A 19063-nucleotide genomic window follows, 5' to 3' on the forward strand; every position below is an offset into this window, starting at 1 on the left:
CGATGGCCTAAATGATTCCTATACAACTTACACTCAAAAATTTTCTCAGCTATCGCGAAGCTGCTTTAGACTTTCGCGGCCTGCACACCGCTTGCATTTGCGGGCCTAACGGTGCTGGAAAATCCTCCCTCTTAGAAGCCATATCCTGGGCAATTTGGGGCTGTTGCCGCAGCGATACGGAAGACGATATCATCCATATCGGCGAAACTGATGTGCGCGTTGATTTCACTTTCTCCACAGGCGGCCAAATCTACCGGGTGATTCGCAACCGCCGACGCGGACAATCGGGAAGTTTGGAATTTCAAGTAGCAACAAACCCCCCCTTCCCCCCCCTTGGTAAGGGGGGGCCACAAGAAGTGAATTCTTCCCTTGGTAAGGGGGGGCCACAAGAAGTGAATTCTTCCCTTGGTAAAGAGGAACCCGAAGAAGTAAATTCTTCTCCCCCCCTTAGTAAGGGGGGGTCGGGGGGGGTGAATTTTCGCACGCTCACAGACAAAGGTCTGAGAACAACTCAGCAAAAAATCCTCGAACACATCAAACTAGACTACGATACTTTCATCAACTCGGCGTATTTGCGGCAGGGGCGAGCTGATGAATTTATGCTCAAAAAGCCGATCGAACGCAAGCAAGTTTTAGCCAACCTACTCAAACTCGACTCCTACGACACTTTATCCGACCAAGCCAAAGATACGTCCAAACAATTTAAAGCTCAAGTCGATGTACTCAAACAGAGTTTGCAAACCGTACAAGAGCAACTGCAACAAAAAGAGACCATCGCCTCCGAACAAACTCAATTGCAGCAAGCAACCGATTTACTTCAGCAGCAGCAGCAAGCCGACACAACCGAGTTACAGCAACTGCAACTCCAGCACCACAACCGCCAAACTTGGCAAAAACTCCTCGCCGGCCACCAGCAACAGCACTACAATATCACTCAAGAATGCCGCCGCTTGCAGCAAGAACTTAGCGCAGCCAAACAGCAGCAAAATGAGCTACAAGCCCTCCTAGGGCAAGAAAAGGAAATAACAGCAGGCATCGCGTATTTCCACAGCTTGCAAGCCACAGAAGAAAGTCTGGCGGGAAAATTTAAGGCAAACCAACAAGCCCAAAATCAGCGCCAGCAATTGCAAGAACAGCAGCGGCAAGAACTGAGCTTTTTGCAAAGCAAAATTCAGCAATTGCAAGCTCAATTAGAGGTTTTAGAACAAGATGAAAAAGATGTTCTGGAGATTCTCAAACAGCAGCCGGAGGTTGACAAAGGACTCGCACAGTTGCAAGCAGTTCGATCGCGCCTCAACGAACTAGAGCAACTGCAACTGCAAGTTTCGCCGCTGCTACAACAGCAGCAGCAAAAGCAACAAAAGCTCGATCGCGCCCGCGCCGGTTTAACCGCCCGCTTAGACGAAATCAACCGACAGGTGCAAGTTCAGCAGCAGCAGCGACAACCCCAATTACAGCAGGAAATCTCGGCCATCGCCAATCAAATTTTGCAGTTGGAAAACAAGCGAGTTTATCAGCAGCGAGTCCGCGAAAAAGGTCAAGAAAGGCACGACTTTCTCGGAAACCTGCAAGCCAAAAGCCGCGACTATCAAACCAGACTTGCCGAGATCGACCAAAAACTGCAACTGCTGCGGAAACATGAAGGAGAAAAAACCGCAGGCGAAGGTAAAGCCTCGAATTTTGCAGAAAACGAGCCATCGAATTCGCATTTAATGGTGCGGGATGCAAATTTTGGCAATTGTCCTTTGTGCGATCGACCTTTAGACGAACACTACTGGAATTTGGTAGTCACAAAACACCACACCCAACAGCAGGAAATCTGGAACCAACTGTGGGTTGTGCGCGAACAGTTGGCCGTCTCCGAGCGCGAAATTCAAGTTCTCAGACATGAATACCGCGAACTAGAAGAGGAATTAGCGCCCTACCAAGAATTGCGAGAACGTCGCAGTCATTTACAAGCACAATTAGATGGCCTTAGCCAAGACGAAAACCGGCTGCAAAGTATGCGTCAAGACGCGGCGGAAATAGAGCGGTTGCTACGCAGCGGGGAGTATGCAGCCGATGACTTGGGCGAACTCCAGCAAATCGAACAGCAACTGCAACAGCTCAATTATAGCGATCGCAGCCACTCCCTCGCCCGCAGCGATGAAAAGCGCTTGCGGTGGGCGGAAATTAAGCAAGCTCAAATCAAAGACGCTCAGCAGAAACTGAATAAAATTAATGCCCGTCGCCCAGATTTGCAAACTCAATTAGCCACGGTACAGCAACAGTTAGAACAGCAAAAAAATAGCTCGGAAATCCAGCAGCAAATTCTGTCTTTAGATAGATACATTGCGGAAGTTGGCTATAATTTGGAACAGCACGAACACGTCCGCAGCGAAATGCGCCGAGATCAGTTTTGGATCGCCCGCGCGGAAAAATTGCGATCGGCAACTGTGCATTACCCGCAAGTGCAGCAGCGGGTTAATGAAATAGCAAATTCCATCGCAGTGCGCGATCGAGATTTGCAAGCTGTCAGCGCTCAAACTTCCGCGATGAACCAGCAGTTGCAAGAACATCCCGATCCCACAGCGCGCATAAGTGCGATCGAACAGCAAATCAGTCGCCGTCGCCAGCAGCTAGACCAACATTTGGGAAGTCTCGGACGCCTCCAGCAGCAGCAGCAAAATCTGGAAAATCTGCAAGTTCAGCTAGTAGCTCAAAAAGAGCAAATGCAAGTTGCTAAACGCCAGCAGCGAGTTTATCAAGAGTTGGGTCAAGCATTTGGTAAAAACGGCATTCAAGCTTTAATGATTGAAAATGTTTTGCCTCAACTCGAAGCTGAAACCAATCAGATATTGTCGAGATTGAGCGCGAATCAATTGCACGTTCAATTTATTACTCAGCGGGCTGCTGCTTCTAAAAAAGCAACTAAATTGATTGACACTTTAGACATTTTAATTGCTGATGCTCGCGGTACTCGCGCCTACGAAACTTACTCGGGCGGTGAAGCTTTTCGGATTAATTTTGCGATTCGGCTGGCGCTGGCGAGACTGCTGTCTCAGCGGGCGGGTACGGCTTTGCAAATGTTGATTATTGATGAGGGGTTCGGGACTCAGGATGCGGAAGGGTGCGATCGGCTGATTGCTGCAATTAATGCGATCGCCTCCGACTTCGCCTGCATCCTCACCGTTACCCATATGCCCCACCTGAAAGAAGCTTTTCAAGCCAGGATTGAAGTAAGCAAAACTGCTCAGGGTTCTTGCCTTAGCTTGTCAATTTAAAAGGGTTGATGAGCCGGATGGAAGGAGGAGAAGAAAAAAAGTTAAAAATCTCAGTATTTTCACCTTCTGTTTTATGGATAAGTGCCTAATGCCTTCGGTGATACTATTTTCCCAAAAGAAGGCAATTGTAGACCCATCATCCAAACCATGATGGAATCAGTCATTGCCATTCCCAAATCTAACATCTAAAATGGTATTATATCATGTCCCATCATTGACCATAATATCCCGGCAGGGCGGGTTTTTGAGATTGTCAATTATTGGCAAATATTGTTGGTGAACCCGCCCCTACAAGAATCACGATCGATTGACCGGAGATGGTATTAGTCGTCTCCCTCGCCGACTTTTTTGGGCTGCTGACTTTGTTCACAAAGCTAAATTAAAAATAAGATTATAGAATAAGAATAGCTTAAGGTGTGTAGAATTTTTTATTCTTCTGTCCGCTCCGCAGGAGCGTGAATATTGCTACAGATGACAACAGACTCTTTCAACCTGTCTCTCCTAGAACGGGCGATCGCAGCGTCGAGCAACAGCATTCTCATCGCGGATGCTCGCAAGCCTGACATACCTATTATCTACTGCAATCCTGCTTTTGAGAAATTGACCGGTTACAGTGCCGAAGAAGTTATTGGACGCAACTGCCGGTTTTTGCAGGGCCCCGATACCGATCAGGCAGAATTAAATAAACTCCGCCGCAGCTTGGAAGCGGGAACGGAAATTCAGGTAGTGCTCAAAAATTATCGCAAAGACAAAACTCCTTTTTGGAACGAATTAATGGTTTCCCCCATCTTAGACAATGAGGGAAAAGTAACTCATTTTATCGGAGTTCAGAACGATATTAGCAAAAGAGTAGCAGCCGAAACTGCCAGGGAAGAAAGCGAAGAAAGATTGCGCGTGATCGCCAGTACAACTCCCGTTCCCCTGTTAATTACGCGCCTAGAAGACAGCATTATTTTGTATGCAAATCCTGCTCTTGGTGAAAGTTTAGGTTTGAGTAACGAAGAACTAATTTTTGGCAAAACAATTGAAATTTATGCTGATATCAACGACCACATTCAATTGCTAGAATTAGTCCAAGAAAATGGCTTTAGCGACCGCGAAGAAATCTGCCTCAAGAAAGGAAATGGCAGTTTTTTTTGGGTAAAAATGTCGATGCGAGCGATTAATTTTAATGGCGAAGCCGCAATTTTATCGGCATTTTACGATATTACCGATCGCGTAGAAGCAGAAACAGCACTACGGCAAAGCGAAGCGAGGTTTCAAAAACTAGCCGCCAATGTTCCGGGAATGATTTATCAATTTCAGTTAGCAGCAGACGGCACTATGTCATTCCCCTACGTCAGTTCCGGCTGCCGCGAGCTCTGGGAATTAGAACCTCTTGTACTGCAAAACTCAGCTATTCCCGCGCTCGAAATGATTCATCAAGACGATGCGCCAAGCTTCCATGAATCTGTTGCGATCTCAGCTAAAACTTTAGAGCCTTTGCGGTGGGAAGGCAGATTTGTTTTTCCGGGCGATCGGATTAAGTGGGTTAGCGGGGCTTCCCGGCCAGAACCGGGCGAAAAAGGTGACATTATTTGGGACGGCGTGTTGATTGACATTAGCGATCGCAAACTTGCAGAATCAGCACTGCGGCAAAGCGAAGCCAGATTTCAAAAAATGGCCGCCAATGTGCCGGGAATGATTTATCAATACTTGCTGCATCCCGACGGTTCAAATGAATTCATTTATCTCAGTTCCGGCTGTTGGGAACTCTACGAATTAGATCCTGAAAAAGTTCAACAAAACTCCGATTTAATTTGGGCAAGGGTGCATCCAGAAGACCTAAAAAATCTGTTAGAATCAATCGCCCTTTCCGGCAAAACTCTCAAACCTTGGATATATGAAGGACGGATCATAACCGGATCGGGAAAAGTGAAATGGATTCGTGGCATTGCCCGCCCCGAAATGCAGCCTGGGGGTGATATACTGTGGGAGGGAGTGACAATCGACATCAGCGATCGCAAGCTAGCAGAAATCGCCCTGGGCCAGTCAAAAATCGCCCTACTGCAAGTCAATCAAGAACTTGAAAAGCGCGTTCTAGAACGCACGGAAGCCTTGCAAACATCCAAAAAAATGTTGTGGTCGGTAATCAACAACATCCCTCAGTTAATCGCCTGGAAAGATCGAGATTTAGTTTACTTGGGAGGCAACAAAAACTTTGCCAAAGTCGCAGGTTTCAATCACCCCAGTGAAATCGCCGGTCTCACCGACTTCGATATGCCCTGGAAGCCGGAAGAAACAGAATTTTTTCGAGCCTGCGACCGCCGGATTATGGCAACCAACACCCCAGAATATCACATCATAGAATCTAAAATGCAAGCCGACGGCACCCAGTGCTGTCTGGATACAAATAAAATACCTTTACACGACAATTCCGGCAATGTTGTCGGCATTTTGTCTACCTTTGAAGACATCACCGATCGGCTTTCGCTAACAGCTAAAGTCCGGGCTAGCGAGGAACTATTTCGCACAATTTTTGAAGATGCACCCATCGCTATCTACTTAGCTAATTTAGATGATAACAAGTTAGTGAGAGTCAATAAAACTTACTGTGAAATGCTGGGATATACCGCAGCAGAATTGCTAGCCAAAACATTTATTGAACTTGGGCATCCCGACGATTATCCCAAAAATGTCCAAGTTGCTGATTCTCTCGATCGGGGAGAAATTACTCACTATCAAATCGAACTCCGCCAGATTACCGCTACAGGTAAAATTGTTTGGGTAAACGTGACAGCTACTTTGATTCGAGACGGTGAAGGACAACCTATTTACAACTTAGGGATGATTGAAAATATAACCAATCGCAAAATTTCCGCCGCCGCACTCCAAGCTTCCGAATCTCAATTAAGAAAACAAGCCGCCCAATTGCAAGAAGCCTACGAACAACTACAAAACGCTCAAATCCAATTAGTTCAATCAGAAAAAATGTCGAGTCTTGGTCAGATGGTGGCTGGGATTGCCCACGAAATTAACAATCCGGCAACTTTTATTAACGGCAATATTTCTCATACTTACAACTATTTTCACGATTTAATTGAACTGTTAACTCTCTACCAGGAATGCTACCCGTCCCCTGGGCCTCAGATTGCTGAAAAAATTAAGGACTTAGAGTTAGATTTTCTGAAGGAAGATTTGCCAAAAATGCTAAATTCCATGAGAGTAGGAGTAGAAAGAATCAGTAAAATTGTGTTGTCGCTGCGGAATTTTTCGCGACTGGATGAATCTGAAATGAAGTTGGTAGACGTTCATGAAGGGATTGACAGTACACTATTAATTTTGCAGCACAGATTGCATCAGGCAAGTATAAAAAGCGGGATTGAAATTATTAAAGAATACGGAAAGATATCCAAGATTTACTGTTGTGCGGGTCAGTTAAACCAGGTATTTCTCAATATTATCAGCAACGCGATCGACGCTCTAGAAAACCAACCGCAACCTCGGACGATCGTGATTCGCACCCTCATGAAAAAAGCTGGGTTGAAAAGCCACAGTAAAAACCAGCTCAGTAATTGCGATCGCATTGTAATTTGCATCGCCGACAGTGGGCCGGGAATGAGCGAAGAGGTTCGCAAGCGGCTATTTGACCCGTTCTTCACCACCAAGCCCGTAGGGGCTGGAACCGGCCTAGGATTATCCATCAGCCATCAGATTGTGGTAGAAAAACATAAGGGAAGCCTGCGGTGCATCTCAGCGCCCGGACAGGGAGCGGAATTCTGGATTGAAATCCCCTGCTGAGCGATCGTCGATTAATCTAAAAGTTTAAATATCTAACTTTTAACTCCCAATTGCCGTCGGTGCTTGAGTTATCAGGGTTTTGAATTAACCGCACTCAGAGACCGGAACAAATCGCACTCAGCGGTGTGCTAATCTGCTGCCCTTATTCGCTAGGCAATTATGCTCAAAAAACTACCTTTATCCTGGTCTCGCTACATTCCAGCCGGGTTGACGCTGGGTTTGGGTGTGGGACTGTCGCTTCTCACATTCGCCTTGGTTTGGGACTGGGAAGACAAGCGCCGCGACTACGAAATGCACCGCCGCATTGACGATATTTCGATCGGCATCGAACGCCAGCTCAACTCCGACTTAGATACTGTTCTCGCCCTCAGCGACTACATGAAAGCCTTCAACACCGTCGAGCGTTCCTCTTTTGCCCGGTTTGTCGCCCGTCCCCTATCCGTCCACCCCAGCCTGCAACTCCTGGCTTGGGCCCCCCGCGTCCCCCAGGACGAGCGACGCAACTACGAAACCAAAGCTAGAACCGAAACCGACCCCAGCTTCGAGATTACAGAGCGCGGGCCGCGAGGAGAACTCCGCAAGGCCCTCCAGCGTTCCGAATACTTCCCGGCTTTCTACGTCGAACCACCAGCCGGAAACGAGACAGCATTAGGCTTTGACCTCGCCTCCCACCCAGAAATCCGCGCCGCGCTCGATCGAGGGCGCGATACAGGAGAAATGGTTGTCACCAACTACATCGGCTTAACTCAAGGCAATTCCCCGGAACTAGGTCTTTTGGCCATAGTTCCGATTTACGAAAACAGCAGTAACCCGACTACCCTGGAATCCCGTCGCCAACTGCTACAAGGATTTGTTCTGGGCGTATTTCGAGGCAAAGATATTTTCCAAACCTCTTTAAAAGGACGCAATACCGAATACCTCAATATTTATCTCGTTAGCGAGGCTCCAGACAAGCAACAAGCAGCGTCGCTGTTACCCCAAACGGCCAACCCGGTTCTCAAAAATCTCCCTGCTGAGGGGCAAATTCAGCAATTTGCGGTGCAGTTCCAATCCGCAAGCCAACAAGTGCTTCCAGCATCAGCCGCTGCGGAACCCTCCCTCATGCAAAACTGCCCGATTCTTGACAATCCAGGCCCGAACTATACAGCTTGCAGAAGGCGGCTAAAAATTAGCGGCCGCCAGTGGTCTATGTACGTGTCGGCAACCCCGGAAATTCGCAGGCTTCGCAAGCACTGGCGCTCTTGGGGAACTCTGACGATGGGGATGCTGTGGACTCTGATTCCGGTGACATATATGCTGACATCTTTGAGTCGCACCGCCCAAATCGAAAAGCTAGCCGGAGAAAGAATTCGCCAAGCCGAACAGTTGCAGGCTGCTTACCTACAGTTGGAACTCGAACAAGCTAAATCCGAGCAACTGCTGCTGAACGTTTTGCCCGCAGCGATCGCCCTGCGTTTGAAGGACAATGAACACAATATCGCCGAAAGTTTTGCGGAAGTAACTGTGATGTTTGCCGACATTGTGGGGTTTACAGAGCTTTCGTCGAGAATTTCAGCGACGGCGGTGGTGGAAGTGCTCAACGATATTTTTTCGGCTTTTGACCACTTGGCCGATCGCCACGGTTTGGAGAAAATTAAGACTATTGGTGACGCTTACATGGTTGTCGGCGGTTTGCCTACGGCTAGAGAGGATCACGCCGAGGCGGTGGCGAACATGGCGATCGATATGTTGCACGAAATTCGGCTCCTCAGTTTAGAACATTCGGAACCTTTCAGCATTCGGATCGGGATTAGCAGTGGGCCTGTCGTTGCCGGCGTTATCGGCTTAAAAAAGTTTATTTACGACCTCTGGGGCGACACAGTAAATATTGCTTCGCGCATGGAATCCCACGGGATTACCGGCTGCATTCAAGTCACCGCCGAAACCTACGAGAGATTAAAAGATAAATATACTTTTCAGAAGCGCGGCGCCATTCAAATCAAGGGCAAGGGATACATGGTTACTTATTTACTGACTGGGAAAAAAGATTATTAACTCAGCCCAAAAACGGATACAAGCCTCCGATTCCCCGATCGACTAAGACTTTCGATGGCCAAGCTAAGATATGATAAGCTCAAGGCATTCTGTCACGCCTGCACCAAATGAGGAAAAACCATGACGACGCTCCTAATCCAAACCGAAAGCGTCCCACTGACGGTCAATTTCCCTGCGATCCAATCGATGACTGTTGAACAGTTTTATGAATTCTGTCTAGTTAATCGCGATTTGAGAATTGAGCGTACAGCCAGTGGGGAAGTTATCATTATGTCACCCGCCTTTTCAGATACAGGGAACCGCAACATTAAAATTGCTCAGCAACTTGCGAACTGGGCAGAAGAAGATGGCACAGGTGAAACGTTTGACTCCAGTGCAGGCTTTACCTTGCCGAATGGAGCAACTCGCTCTCCCGATGTCTCATGGATTAAACTAGAGCGCTGGAATGCCTTAACTGAAGAAGAAAAAGCCTCATTCGCACCGATTTGTCCAGACTTTGTGATTGAATTGCGGTCTGCTAGTGACACTCTCAAGGGATTGCAAAAAAAGATGCAAGAATATATTGACAACGGTGTATCGCTCGGCTTTTTGCTCGATCGCAAAAACAGAAAAGTCTACATCTACCGTCCCAATCGCGAACCTGAAATCTTAGATAATCCTGAAACAGTCAGCGCCGATCCAGAGTTACCGGGATTTGTCTTGCGGATGGCAAAAATCTGGTGATTTAGATCGTTACACCATACTCAAAGACATCAATTCATCGGTCATTTCAAAATTAGCTGTCACGCTTTGCACGTCATCCAAATCTTCCAGTGCGTCCATTAACTTCAGGAGCGATCGAGCTTTTTCAGGAGTGTCTATTTCCACTGTATTGCTGGGAATCCAGCGAGTTTCCGACTGCACAACAGCAAAAGTTTTTTGTTTCAAATGATACTCCCCGCTCTTTCAGAGACTGGGATTCTTGGTTCATAGATCCTTTATTTTTTAGCTCGAATCACTAAATCAATTAACTGTTATCGTCCCAGAGTTTTACCCCATTCGCTTGAGCCAGTTTATGAGCATTGGATTTGACATTTCCGGGCGTGAACGCACGGAGTAGTTTGCGATCTAGCTTAGACTTCAGTTTGTGCTTCAGTGGGTTACGATACCCCATCCTCGATCGAAGTTGGCTAGGCTTGCTTTTGAGCTTGCTTTCTTTTCCTCAAAACAGCCCGTTGAATTGTCAGAAAAATTTTCCCCTCTTGTTCATTAATTTCACCGTCAGCCTCGATCATCTCAGTGCATCGCTTTAAAAGTGGTTCGGCAAAGTCGAGTTCGAGTTGTTCGAGTAAAATATCCAACTTGGGAGGCAATTTAGACTTATTTTTCACAGCTTCAATCTCAGCTAAAGACTTGGGATTTAAATTTGCCGCTTGTAATTGAGGTAATAACTCATCCCATCGGGTGAATTTTTGGGTGGTATAGACGACATACACCAAAATCCAATCCATCACCGTTTCTTGTGCGATCGCTGTCTCTAAATATTGCTCACTTTCCGCTTGCAATACCTCTTGTAAATCTTCGAGCTTGGTTTCGATTTTCGAGGAATCGATATCGGCTTCATAAAACCGACAGGCACCGTATCCCAGCGCGTAAATCATTGTCGCACTGGCGCTAGCATTAATTACCGCACCCGCCAAGGGAATATTGCTGACAAGCGTAACTCCAGCTTCGATCGCTAAATTGCTACCCAAGGATAAACCGAAAATAGCGACAACTTCTTTTTGGCGATCGCTCGATTGCAAATCCTTTCCATAGGCGGCAGCTATTTGATAAACCAACTCGGCGGATAACACCGTCATTGCCGCTAAATCCATGCCAGCCAATGCCAAAGCTGCGCCCGGAACTAAACTGCTAACCAAGCCACTTCCTGCAGCTAGCAAGGCTTTTTCCACCATTAAGCGATGTGCGATTTCTTGAGGTTTCTCGTGAGGATATTGGCGCTGCAACTCTCGAACTTGCGCCTCGGCAGTCACAACATCAACTTTATTGATCGCATTAACTAACCAGTCGATTTTGAAATTTTCAGTCAGTTTTTTTAGGATAGGACTCTGGGAAATCGAACCGAGGGCTGAACCAAAAAAATTGGGAAATTGGAGTGCTGCACTTCCGGCATTCCCTACCGCATTCCCTACCGCACTCGCGGTATTAACAACAATCTCACCTCCAGCACTGCTTGCTGCATTGCCTACCGCACTAGCCGTATTAACAATCGCACTTCCGGCATTCCCTACCGCATTACCTACCGCACTCGCGGTATTAACAATCGCACTTCCGGCATTGCCTACCGCACTCGCGGTATTAACAACAATCGCACCTCCTGCACTGCCTGCTGCATTCCCCACCGCACTCGCGGTATTAACAATTGCACTTCCGGCATTGCCTACCGCACTCGCGGTATTAACAACAATCGCATCTCCAGCACTGCCTGCTGCATTGCCCACCGCACTCGCGGTATTAACAATTGCACTTCCGGCATTCCCTACCGCATTCCCTACGGCACTCGCCGTTGCAGAGACGGCTCCGAAAACGGAACCGAACCAATTGGATTTACCCCCTGGTTCAGCCTGCACATTCGATTCGGATATATCCTTGGTTTCGGATACTTCGGTTGCTGACAGAACTTCTTCTGAGTGCGTGCTGTCCATTTTGCTTTCGTTGTTATCAAAAAATTTGGTTTAAAACCCCTTCTTCAGTGGCCGGCTTTAATTTCTTAAATCCATGCCTAAAAATCAGGGAACTGCTGGTATTTGTAGTATACTACAATCGTCAAGGTTAAACTCCTGTGCCATCGTGAAACAGTTAAGACACACTTTTAGGCATAAATTGTTGGACTCAGAGCAGCGAATACTCTTAAAACAGCTAGAGAATCAACGCATTCTCTTTACCAGAAAACAAATAATTTGGTTCATTTGTTAAGTAGGGTAGGGCATACCCGAACTCGCTTGTTCATATCAAGCGTACGCTTTTGGAGATAGACCCTCTGGGGTTGCTGTGAGTTGAACTCGTCAATTGGTATTTTGTACGGTTGAAAGGTTTAAGAATTGCCGCAAGGACATAGCGCTTAAAGGTCAGTCGATGAATTAAGAATCCCCACGCCTTCAGGCCCGGGAGTGTCAACTAGCATGGCTTTACTGTGGGTTGAGATTTTCAATGCAGCTTTTTCAGCAATGCGTTGGATTGACACTCCCCACTCGCGTACAGATAGGGATTCGTTTCCTGGTAATAGTGTAGCGCGATCGTCCCGCTGGCGAGTTTTCGTCTTTTTTTGCAGTGCCAGCAGGACGCTCCAGATCCCTCATCTTTCAACCATTAAACCATGACCGAAGACATCAATTCATCGCTCATTTCAAAATTCGCCGTCACACTTTGCACGTCGTCCAAATCTTCCAGTGCATCCATTAACTTAAGGAGCGATCGAGCTTTTTCAGGAGTGTCTATTTCCACTGTATTGCTGGGAATCCAGCGAGTTTCCGACTGCACAACTGCAAAACTTTTTTGTTTCAAAACATCAGCCAACTGTTCCAAATTAGCCACACTTGTAAATACCTCTGCACCTTCAGTATCCTCATCAATTAATATCAAATCATAAGATTCCGCCGCCGCCTCTAGGGACGCTTCAAACAATTGTTCCTCATCAATCGGGCCGCGTACCGTACAAACTCCTTTGTTGTCAAACATCCAGCCCACACAACCAGTTTCGCCCAAGTTGCCGCCATTTTTAGTAAAAGCTTCTCGCAAGTCAGCCGCTGTGCGGTTGCGATTGTCTGTCAGCGCTTCAATCAGAATAGCAACCCCGCCAACGCCGTAACCTTCGTAGCGAATAGCTTCTAATTCCGAACTTCCCCCCGCCAAGCCGGCACCTTTGGCGATCGCCCTTTCTATGTTTTCATTAGGAATATCCGCCGCCTTGGCTTTTTCAATAGCCGTCCGCAGTTGAAAATTGCCAGCGGGATCGGGAACTCCGCTGCGGGCCGCGACAATAATTTCGCGAGATATCCTAGCAAAAACCTTGCCTTTAACGGCATCAACTCTCGCTTTTTGGCGTTTAATATTCGCCCACTTACTGTGTCCAGCCATACCGATTTAAGATTTTCGATTTAAAATGTGCGATCGAGATTAAACAATAACACCCAGATTCGGACTAATCAGATGAACGTAGGGTGCTCTTCTGCCGCGCACCTTACACACATAGCATAAAATGCGATTTTTCGCACGAATCTCAACTTTAATTAAACCGGATCGCGGTTTCAGAGTCAGTCAGGTGAGAAGTATCGCCATTAAGTGCGATCGACCATTCTCCCTCACCCCGCACCACTTTCACCAAACAGCACAAAGAAGCGTTTATTTCCGTTTCCGCACCGCCCGCCAGCCCCATCGCAGTTCCTAAAACCGACGCACCGTGACCTACCAATAACATATCTTCGGGAAACTCAGCCGCGAGACGTTTAGCCGTTTCCCCCGCCCTTTTGAAACAAGCTTCCACGGTTTCGGGATAATTAGCAATACCGCTTTTGTAGGAAGCATCAATCCTGGGAAAACGCCTGCACAAAGCTTCGAGGGACTCAGTTTCCGGCATTTCTGTCATCCATTCAGGATTCAGCCATTCGCACAATCCCCACTCTAGTTTAATTGACAAATCGAGAGCTTCAGCCGCGTGATTTGCTGTTTGGACAGTTCGCAGAAAAGGGGAAGCAAAAATATGAGAAATTCCTTCACCTTTGAGGCGATTTGCGAGTTGTTTAGCTTGAATGTGACCGTCTTCGGAAAGGTGGGGATCGTAGCGGTGTTCTGCGGTGAGAAACCAGTCGGGGTTAACGAAGTCGATGCGGTTTCCGTGTCGTGCGATCCAGACTGTTTGTGGCATGAGTTGGTTTGAGTTTTGCTTCTAGGTGTAATATTATATCAAAGATGCTGATTTGGGCTCTTTATGAAATTCGAGTGGGATGAAAACAAGGCTGCGGTAAATTTGTCCAAGCATGGGATCTCATTTGAGGAAGCCAGAACGGTTTTTGACGATCCCCTCTACGTCGATTTCTACGATCCGGATCACTCTGATGAAGAAGATCGCTATATTATGGTTGGAGAGTCCCAGCAAGGTAATTTATTGATAGTGTCGTATACAGAAAGAGCAGATTTTATTCGTTTGATTAGCGCCAGAAAAGTAACACGAGTGGAGCGAGAAGTTTATGAAGAAGGATGAAACAGGGATGGACGATGAGCTTCGGTCGGAATATGATTTGAGGAAGTTGCGTGTAAGAAGGGTAGGATCGGGACGAAAGACCTTTGGTGGTGTAAATATTCGTTTAGAACCGGATGTTGCAGAGATGTTTCCCGATTCTGAAGCAGTGAATGAAGCTCTGCGGTTTTTGATTAGAATTACTAAAGAAAACGTGGTATCTGAGAAATAAGCCCGCGAAATAAGCCCCCCGATCGATCCGTGGGGTCGCTTTAAAGTCTTTAATTAATTTTATCGCCACTGTGCCTGATAGTATGTGCAACTATTTGACACTGCGCTAAAATTAGATCACTCACTCTGTATTGTCGTCAAATGGCTCAATCTATAAAGCAACTCCACGCCCAAATTCAAGCCATGCCCAGCGATTCGGTTAAGGCGATCGTGCTTTCATGACTGAATCAGTCCAACGGTAATCTCAGCGACTTTGAACGCCTAATAGCAGAAATTGCCCAAGAAACCGAGGGATATCAGTGGGGAGAAATTGACACAGCAAATGAGTTTCAACCCCTCAGCGAAGAACAAACGATCGCAAGCAGTCTCGCAGCCTTGCAAGATTACCAGACAAACAAGACGGGCCGAAGAGCACGATCGGGTTAAGCAATGGGCAGATAGTCTAGGGAGCGATCGTTTTGGCTACCTATGCCAAAATAAAGTTAGAAAATAAAGTTAACCATTCATCATAACTTTTATGACTCTTACACTCACCTTACCCCCCCAAATCGAAGCACTGCTGCGCCAACGGGCGGAAAGTACAGGACAAGATATAACCAGCGTTACCCTAGCTGTTATCGCGTTCGGACTTAGCTTTGATGAAAGCGATTTCTTCGAGGCATTAGAAGGGATTCAACGCGGACTTGATGACTTCGATCGGGGTCAGTTTTCTACTCTGGAAGAGTTTGTCGATAGACAAAACCAGAAATACGGACTTTCTTTGGAAGCATAATGTATCGCATTGACTTTTCCAGTACAGCTCAATCTGAAGCTGATGCAGCGTTTCTGAACTTTTCCAAATTCACGACTCCCGAACGCGCTCAAGCATGGTATCAGGGTTTGATTAAAGCGATTTCCTCACTGAAAGAAATGCCGCGTCGTTGTGTTTTAGCCCGTGAAAACGCGTTTTTCAGCCAAGAGATTCGCCAGCTTCTGTATGGAAGTGGTAAAACCACGTATCGCATACTCTTCACTATTTTTGACGATCAACCCATACCAACGGTGAGGATTATCCACATTCGCCATGCAGTCCAGCGTGCGATTGGCGAACCCCAAGATGAGGCATGACCTTATGCTTAGCTTATCTAATTTTTTTGAAATAAGCGATCGCAAATTGCCATGCCCTCCGCAGCCGCGAATTACATTCGCCCCCTAACTCGCAGCATCTTATTCCCACCTTTTTGAAACTCATAAGGAGCCTCTTGAATTTCTACACTAAAACTTCTCTTTTTCAATTCTGTGAGAATCGGATTTAAGTGATCGGATTCCTCCCCGCTAAAACTCTGCAATAGAGGGAAGACTCGGACTTCCTTCGCAACTCGACACATTTCTGTAATTGCTTCCAGATGAAATTCTTCGGAAAGTAGGTGAGAATAAGCAAATAAGAAATGGCTGCACAAACCTAAATCGAATTCACCGTTCTCGAAAGGCAAAACAGGCAGCTCAGCATTCAGGTAGCGGCCTTGCTGCAAGCCTGATGGAAAATCTTCTAAAAATTCCTGCATCGCCTTCATTCGCACTTCGCCTAGCTGGTACGGCGATTCAAAATTATTCCACAGGTAGCCGTCTAAATTGGCTTTAACACCGTCAATCACAGTTTGATATGTTTCTTGGATGCGATCGCCAATTTCCACCGCAGTAAACTGATAAACTGGATCGCAAGAAATTACCTTTTTACCTTGGCGAGTCATTTCGGCATTGAAACTCGCCGGGCCGCCTGCACAATCAAGAATTGCTAGTTTGAGGTCACTTGATGTCAAGCTAAACATTCCTATGTATTCATCCAAGCAGCGTCCCCAGGGAATTACTTTATCCAATTTTAGTGACACTTGTCTTTGTCCCGCAGAGAGAATTATTTAATATTTTACCTCAAATCAGGGTGGTTTTTTCCTATCTCCTTTCTGTGGCGGGTTGATTTGTATCGCGAGTTATGTATAGCAATCCTTGCAGGAGTCGTACAAAGATGTAGGGTTAGTGCCTTTGTTTGCCTACCCCGGCCTCATGAGGGCAACCACGGGGGGTTTGCCCCTACAAGAATTACACAAATGATGCGAGGATTGTTATATGAAGAATTTTGCTCAAACGAGATATTAATCCTGACAACAGTTGGCGGGCTTTACACTTTCTTTACAAACAAGGGGCAAAATAGTTAAGTGCGATCGCACAATTTTTATGCTTCCACCTGTGGATTTTGCAGCGAAGCGAGGCTACACTGGACAGCAGGGAAAATAAACTAAAATCCACTAGCTAAATTGCTCTTGTTCAATGGCAGGCTGCAACCAGGGAAGAAAGATGAAACATACCATTCAAACCGCTACAAGTCTGAGTTTGTCAGCACTCCTGGTGCTATTTAGTTCGCTGCCCAGTAGAGCTCAGTTACCTGCAGTCAGAAATCCTGCGCCTGCTAGGAACCCAAACCAACCCAGAGTACCGCCGCCACCTCCGGGTTCGAGTTTGCCGCCGATCGGCAATTCTGGTTCGCTGACACAAGAAGCAGCTTATACTTTAGGATCGGGCGATCGCATTGCTTTAGAGATATTCGGCGTCCCTGAATTCAGCAGAGAATATCAAGTGTTAGTTGACGGGACGCTCAATTTGCCAATCATTCGTAGCGTCTCAATTCAAGGGTTGACGCTGCAACAAGCTGCTAATGTGATTACCCAGCGATACGAACCCTTCATCAATGTTCCCGTTGTTACCGTGACTCTGGTAGTCGCTCGCCCCCTAAATATAGGTCTTGCCGGTGAAGTTACTCGCCCGGGTTCCTACAAGATTAATCCCACTAGAGATGGAGGAGGAGTAAAATTCCCGACTTTGATGGAAATGCTGCAACTCGCACAAGGGGTGACATCAGCAGGAGATATGCGAAATGTCCAAATTCGTCGTCCCCGCAGAGGCGGGCCGGAGCAAGTTACTACTGTTGATTTGCAGGATTTTTTAGATACGGGAAATTTGCGTCAAGACGTTACCATTCGAGATGGAGATACAATTTTTATACCGACAGCAAGTGCCCTGAATACTCAAGAAGTTCGTCAAAGAGCCAGTGCTAATTTTTCCGCTGATATTACTAAACCAATTGGCGTAGTAATTGTCGGGGAAGTAAACCGGCCGGGGCCTTATACTGTATTTGCTTCGGATGTGCGATCGAGCAACCAACAAACAGAGTTGAGTTTTGTATCTATCGACCAACAGCAAGGAGCAGTTGTGGGCTTACCAACAATAACTAGAGCACTGAAAATTGCTGGTGGTATCACTACAGAAGCTGACATTCGCCGCGTACAAATCCGCCGCCGAGTCAGAGGTGGCAACGAACAAACTATCATGGTAAATCTGTGGGATTTGCTGCAAAAAGGCGACGCAACTCAAGATATTTTGCTGCAAGAAGGAGATAGTGTAATTATCCCGACAGCAGCTACTGTAGACTTAGCTGAAGTTTCTCAAGTTGCAAATAGCAGTTTTTCTCCGAACGCGATTAGCATCAATATTGTAGGAGAAGTAATTAGGCCTGGGGCTTTGCAGGTGCGGCCTAGTACGTCCCTGCACCAAGCTTTGCTGACAGCAGGCAGTTTCAATCAATTGCGGGCTAAAAAAGACAAGGTAGAACTATTGCGTTTGAACCCCAACGGTACTGTTTCTCGCCGCACGATCGAGGTGGATTTTGCTCAAGGCTTGAATCCTAATAATAACCCCACTCTCCGCAACAACGATGTGATTCTGGTAGCGCGATCGGGCTATGCTAGGGTAGGAGACAATATCAACAGTTTCTTGCAGCCAATAACAGGAGTTGCAAGTGGGATCAACGCTGTTAGCGGCGTTTTTACTGGGTTTCAAGCAACTATCAACGCTTTTCAAAACTTATTTTTGGGAGGGGATTTCGAGCGACGAAATCAGCTCAGAGAGCTTCGCGAACAACGTGAAGACAGACAAGAGCAACGTCAAGACAGACTGCTAGACAGAGAGCTACAACGTGAAGATAGATTGCAGCAAGCAGAAGACAGAAGACTGCAACTTGAAGACAGACGCTTGCAACTCGAAGACAGACAGCGACAAATAGATCTTGAGAATCGGCAAATCGAGATCCAGGAGCAGCAACTTCAGCTCCAAAATCAGCAGCAGCAAATGCAGCCACAGCAAATTCAGCCAACTACTCCTTGATAAGGCTCGGGTGTTGAAAGTTAGCCACCCTCTTTTTGAATCGGCGGTTGAAACTGCTGCATAGAGTCAAACGAAGTTTGAGCAAAGGGGGACTAACAAATAAAGGGGGTATTCAAACCGGATTTGCTATTACATGGCACATCCCAAATCTACGGCAAACATCCAAGGCGTTGCTGATTTACGGTATGAAACGTTAAATATGCCCGTCATAGAAACCTGTCTCCACAAAGCTTTTGGATTTTAAAGTTATTTTTTTTTCATACCCTGATTAAGTAACGCCACCTTGAGATTGCTTCACTGAGTTCGCTGGGCAACAGAAATACCTTACTTTTGCGTAAGTCCT

At 46.7% G+C, this 19063-nt stretch carries 13 protein-coding genes and 1 pseudogene; 9 read left to right on the plus strand and 5 right to left on the minus strand.

The features are described from left to right. Positions 1–11: 11 nt before the first annotated feature. From QUB26_RS17980 to QUB26_RS17995, 4 genes are all read left to right on the plus strand, one after another. Entirely contained in the window at positions 12–3263 is a 3252-nt protein-coding gene (locus QUB26_RS17980; protein ID WP_333319088.1) for an AAA family ATPase, read from the plus strand. 471 nt (positions 3264–3734) lie between these two features. After that, the gene (locus tag QUB26_RS17985) at positions 3735–7043 is read left to right on the plus strand and encodes a PAS domain S-box protein (protein ID WP_333236568.1); all 3309 of its coding nucleotides are present in this window, start codon (positions 3735–3737) and stop codon (positions 7041–7043) included. 159 nt (positions 7044–7202) lie between these two features. Beyond that, a complete protein-coding gene (locus QUB26_RS17990) occupies positions 7203–9077 on the plus strand; it encodes an adenylate/guanylate cyclase domain-containing protein (RefSeq protein ID WP_333236566.1) in 1875 nt (624 codons plus the stop codon). 120 nt (positions 9078–9197) lie between these two features. Beyond that, entirely contained in the window at positions 9198–9800 is a 603-nt protein-coding gene (locus QUB26_RS17995) for a Uma2 family endonuclease (protein WP_333236564.1), read from the plus strand. A gap of 9 nt (positions 9801–9809) precedes the next feature. Here the strand turns inward: QUB26_RS17995 and QUB26_RS18000 are convergent. The 4 genes and pseudogenes from QUB26_RS18000 to QUB26_RS18015 form a co-directional block, all read right to left on the minus strand. Next, a pseudogene (locus QUB26_RS18000) lies at positions 9810–10004 on the minus strand (YebC/PmpR family DNA-binding transcriptional regulator); the annotation flags it as partial. A gap of 242 nt (positions 10005–10246) precedes the next feature. Then, the gene (locus QUB26_RS18005) at positions 10247–11764 is read right to left on the minus strand and encodes a hypothetical protein (RefSeq protein ID WP_333236562.1); all 1518 of its coding nucleotides are present in this window, start codon (positions 11762–11764) and stop codon (positions 10247–10249) included. 664 nt (positions 11765–12428) lie between these two features. Further along, positions 12429–13196 carry a YebC/PmpR family DNA-binding transcriptional regulator gene (locus QUB26_RS18010; protein ID WP_333319090.1) on the minus strand — a complete coding sequence of 256 codons (768 nt, stop codon included), beginning with the start codon at positions 13194–13196 and terminating at the stop codon, positions 12429–12431. A gap of 148 nt (positions 13197–13344) precedes the next feature. Continuing rightward, positions 13345–13983, minus strand: a complete 639-nt coding sequence (locus QUB26_RS18015; RefSeq protein ID WP_333236558.1) for a histidine phosphatase family protein — start codon at positions 13981–13983, stop codon at positions 13345–13347. A 63-nt stretch (positions 13984–14046) separates the two neighbouring features. Between QUB26_RS18015 and QUB26_RS18020 the strand changes: the two genes are divergently transcribed. The 4 genes from QUB26_RS18020 (at position 14047) to QUB26_RS18035 (ending at position 15633) form a co-directional block, all read left to right on the plus strand. Continuing rightward, positions 14047–14319, plus strand: coding sequence for a BrnT family toxin (locus QUB26_RS18020; RefSeq protein WP_333236556.1), 273 nt, complete (start codon positions 14047–14049; stop codon positions 14317–14319). Next, positions 14306–14527: a hypothetical protein gene (locus tag QUB26_RS18025; RefSeq protein WP_333054454.1), complete on the plus strand. Its 222-nt coding sequence runs from the start codon at positions 14306–14308 to the stop codon at positions 14525–14527. The genes QUB26_RS18020 and QUB26_RS18025 overlap by 14 nt, the downstream gene beginning before the upstream one ends. Before the next feature lie 516 nt (positions 14528–15043). Then, positions 15044–15298 carry a hypothetical protein gene (locus QUB26_RS18030; RefSeq protein ID WP_242716968.1) on the plus strand — a complete coding sequence of 85 codons (255 nt, stop codon included), beginning with the start codon at positions 15044–15046 and terminating at the stop codon, positions 15296–15298. Continuing rightward, positions 15298–15633 carry a type II toxin-antitoxin system RelE/ParE family toxin gene (locus QUB26_RS18035; RefSeq protein WP_333319092.1) on the plus strand — a complete coding sequence of 112 codons (336 nt, stop codon included), beginning with the start codon at positions 15298–15300 and terminating at the stop codon, positions 15631–15633. The genes QUB26_RS18030 and QUB26_RS18035 overlap by 1 nt, the downstream gene beginning before the upstream one ends. A 71-nt stretch (positions 15634–15704) precedes the next feature. On the opposite strand, the gene QUB26_RS18040 is transcribed toward QUB26_RS18035, so the two are convergent. After that, a complete protein-coding gene (locus tag QUB26_RS18040; protein WP_333236552.1) occupies positions 15705–16394 on the minus strand; it encodes an SAM-dependent methyltransferase in 690 nt (229 codons plus the stop codon). A 463-nt stretch (positions 16395–16857) separates the two neighbouring features. Between QUB26_RS18040 and QUB26_RS18045 the strand changes: the two genes are divergently transcribed. Beyond that, on the plus strand, positions 16858–18720 hold the full coding sequence (locus QUB26_RS18045) for a polysaccharide biosynthesis/export family protein (RefSeq protein WP_333319094.1): 1863 nt from the start codon (positions 16858–16860) through the stop codon (positions 18718–18720). Positions 18721–19063: the final 343 nt, after the last annotated feature.

It is taken from the genome of Microcoleus sp. B4-C1 (assembly GCF_036705285.1).
Taxonomy (GTDB): Bacteria; Cyanobacteriota; Cyanobacteriia; order Cyanobacteriales; family Microcoleaceae; genus Microcoleus.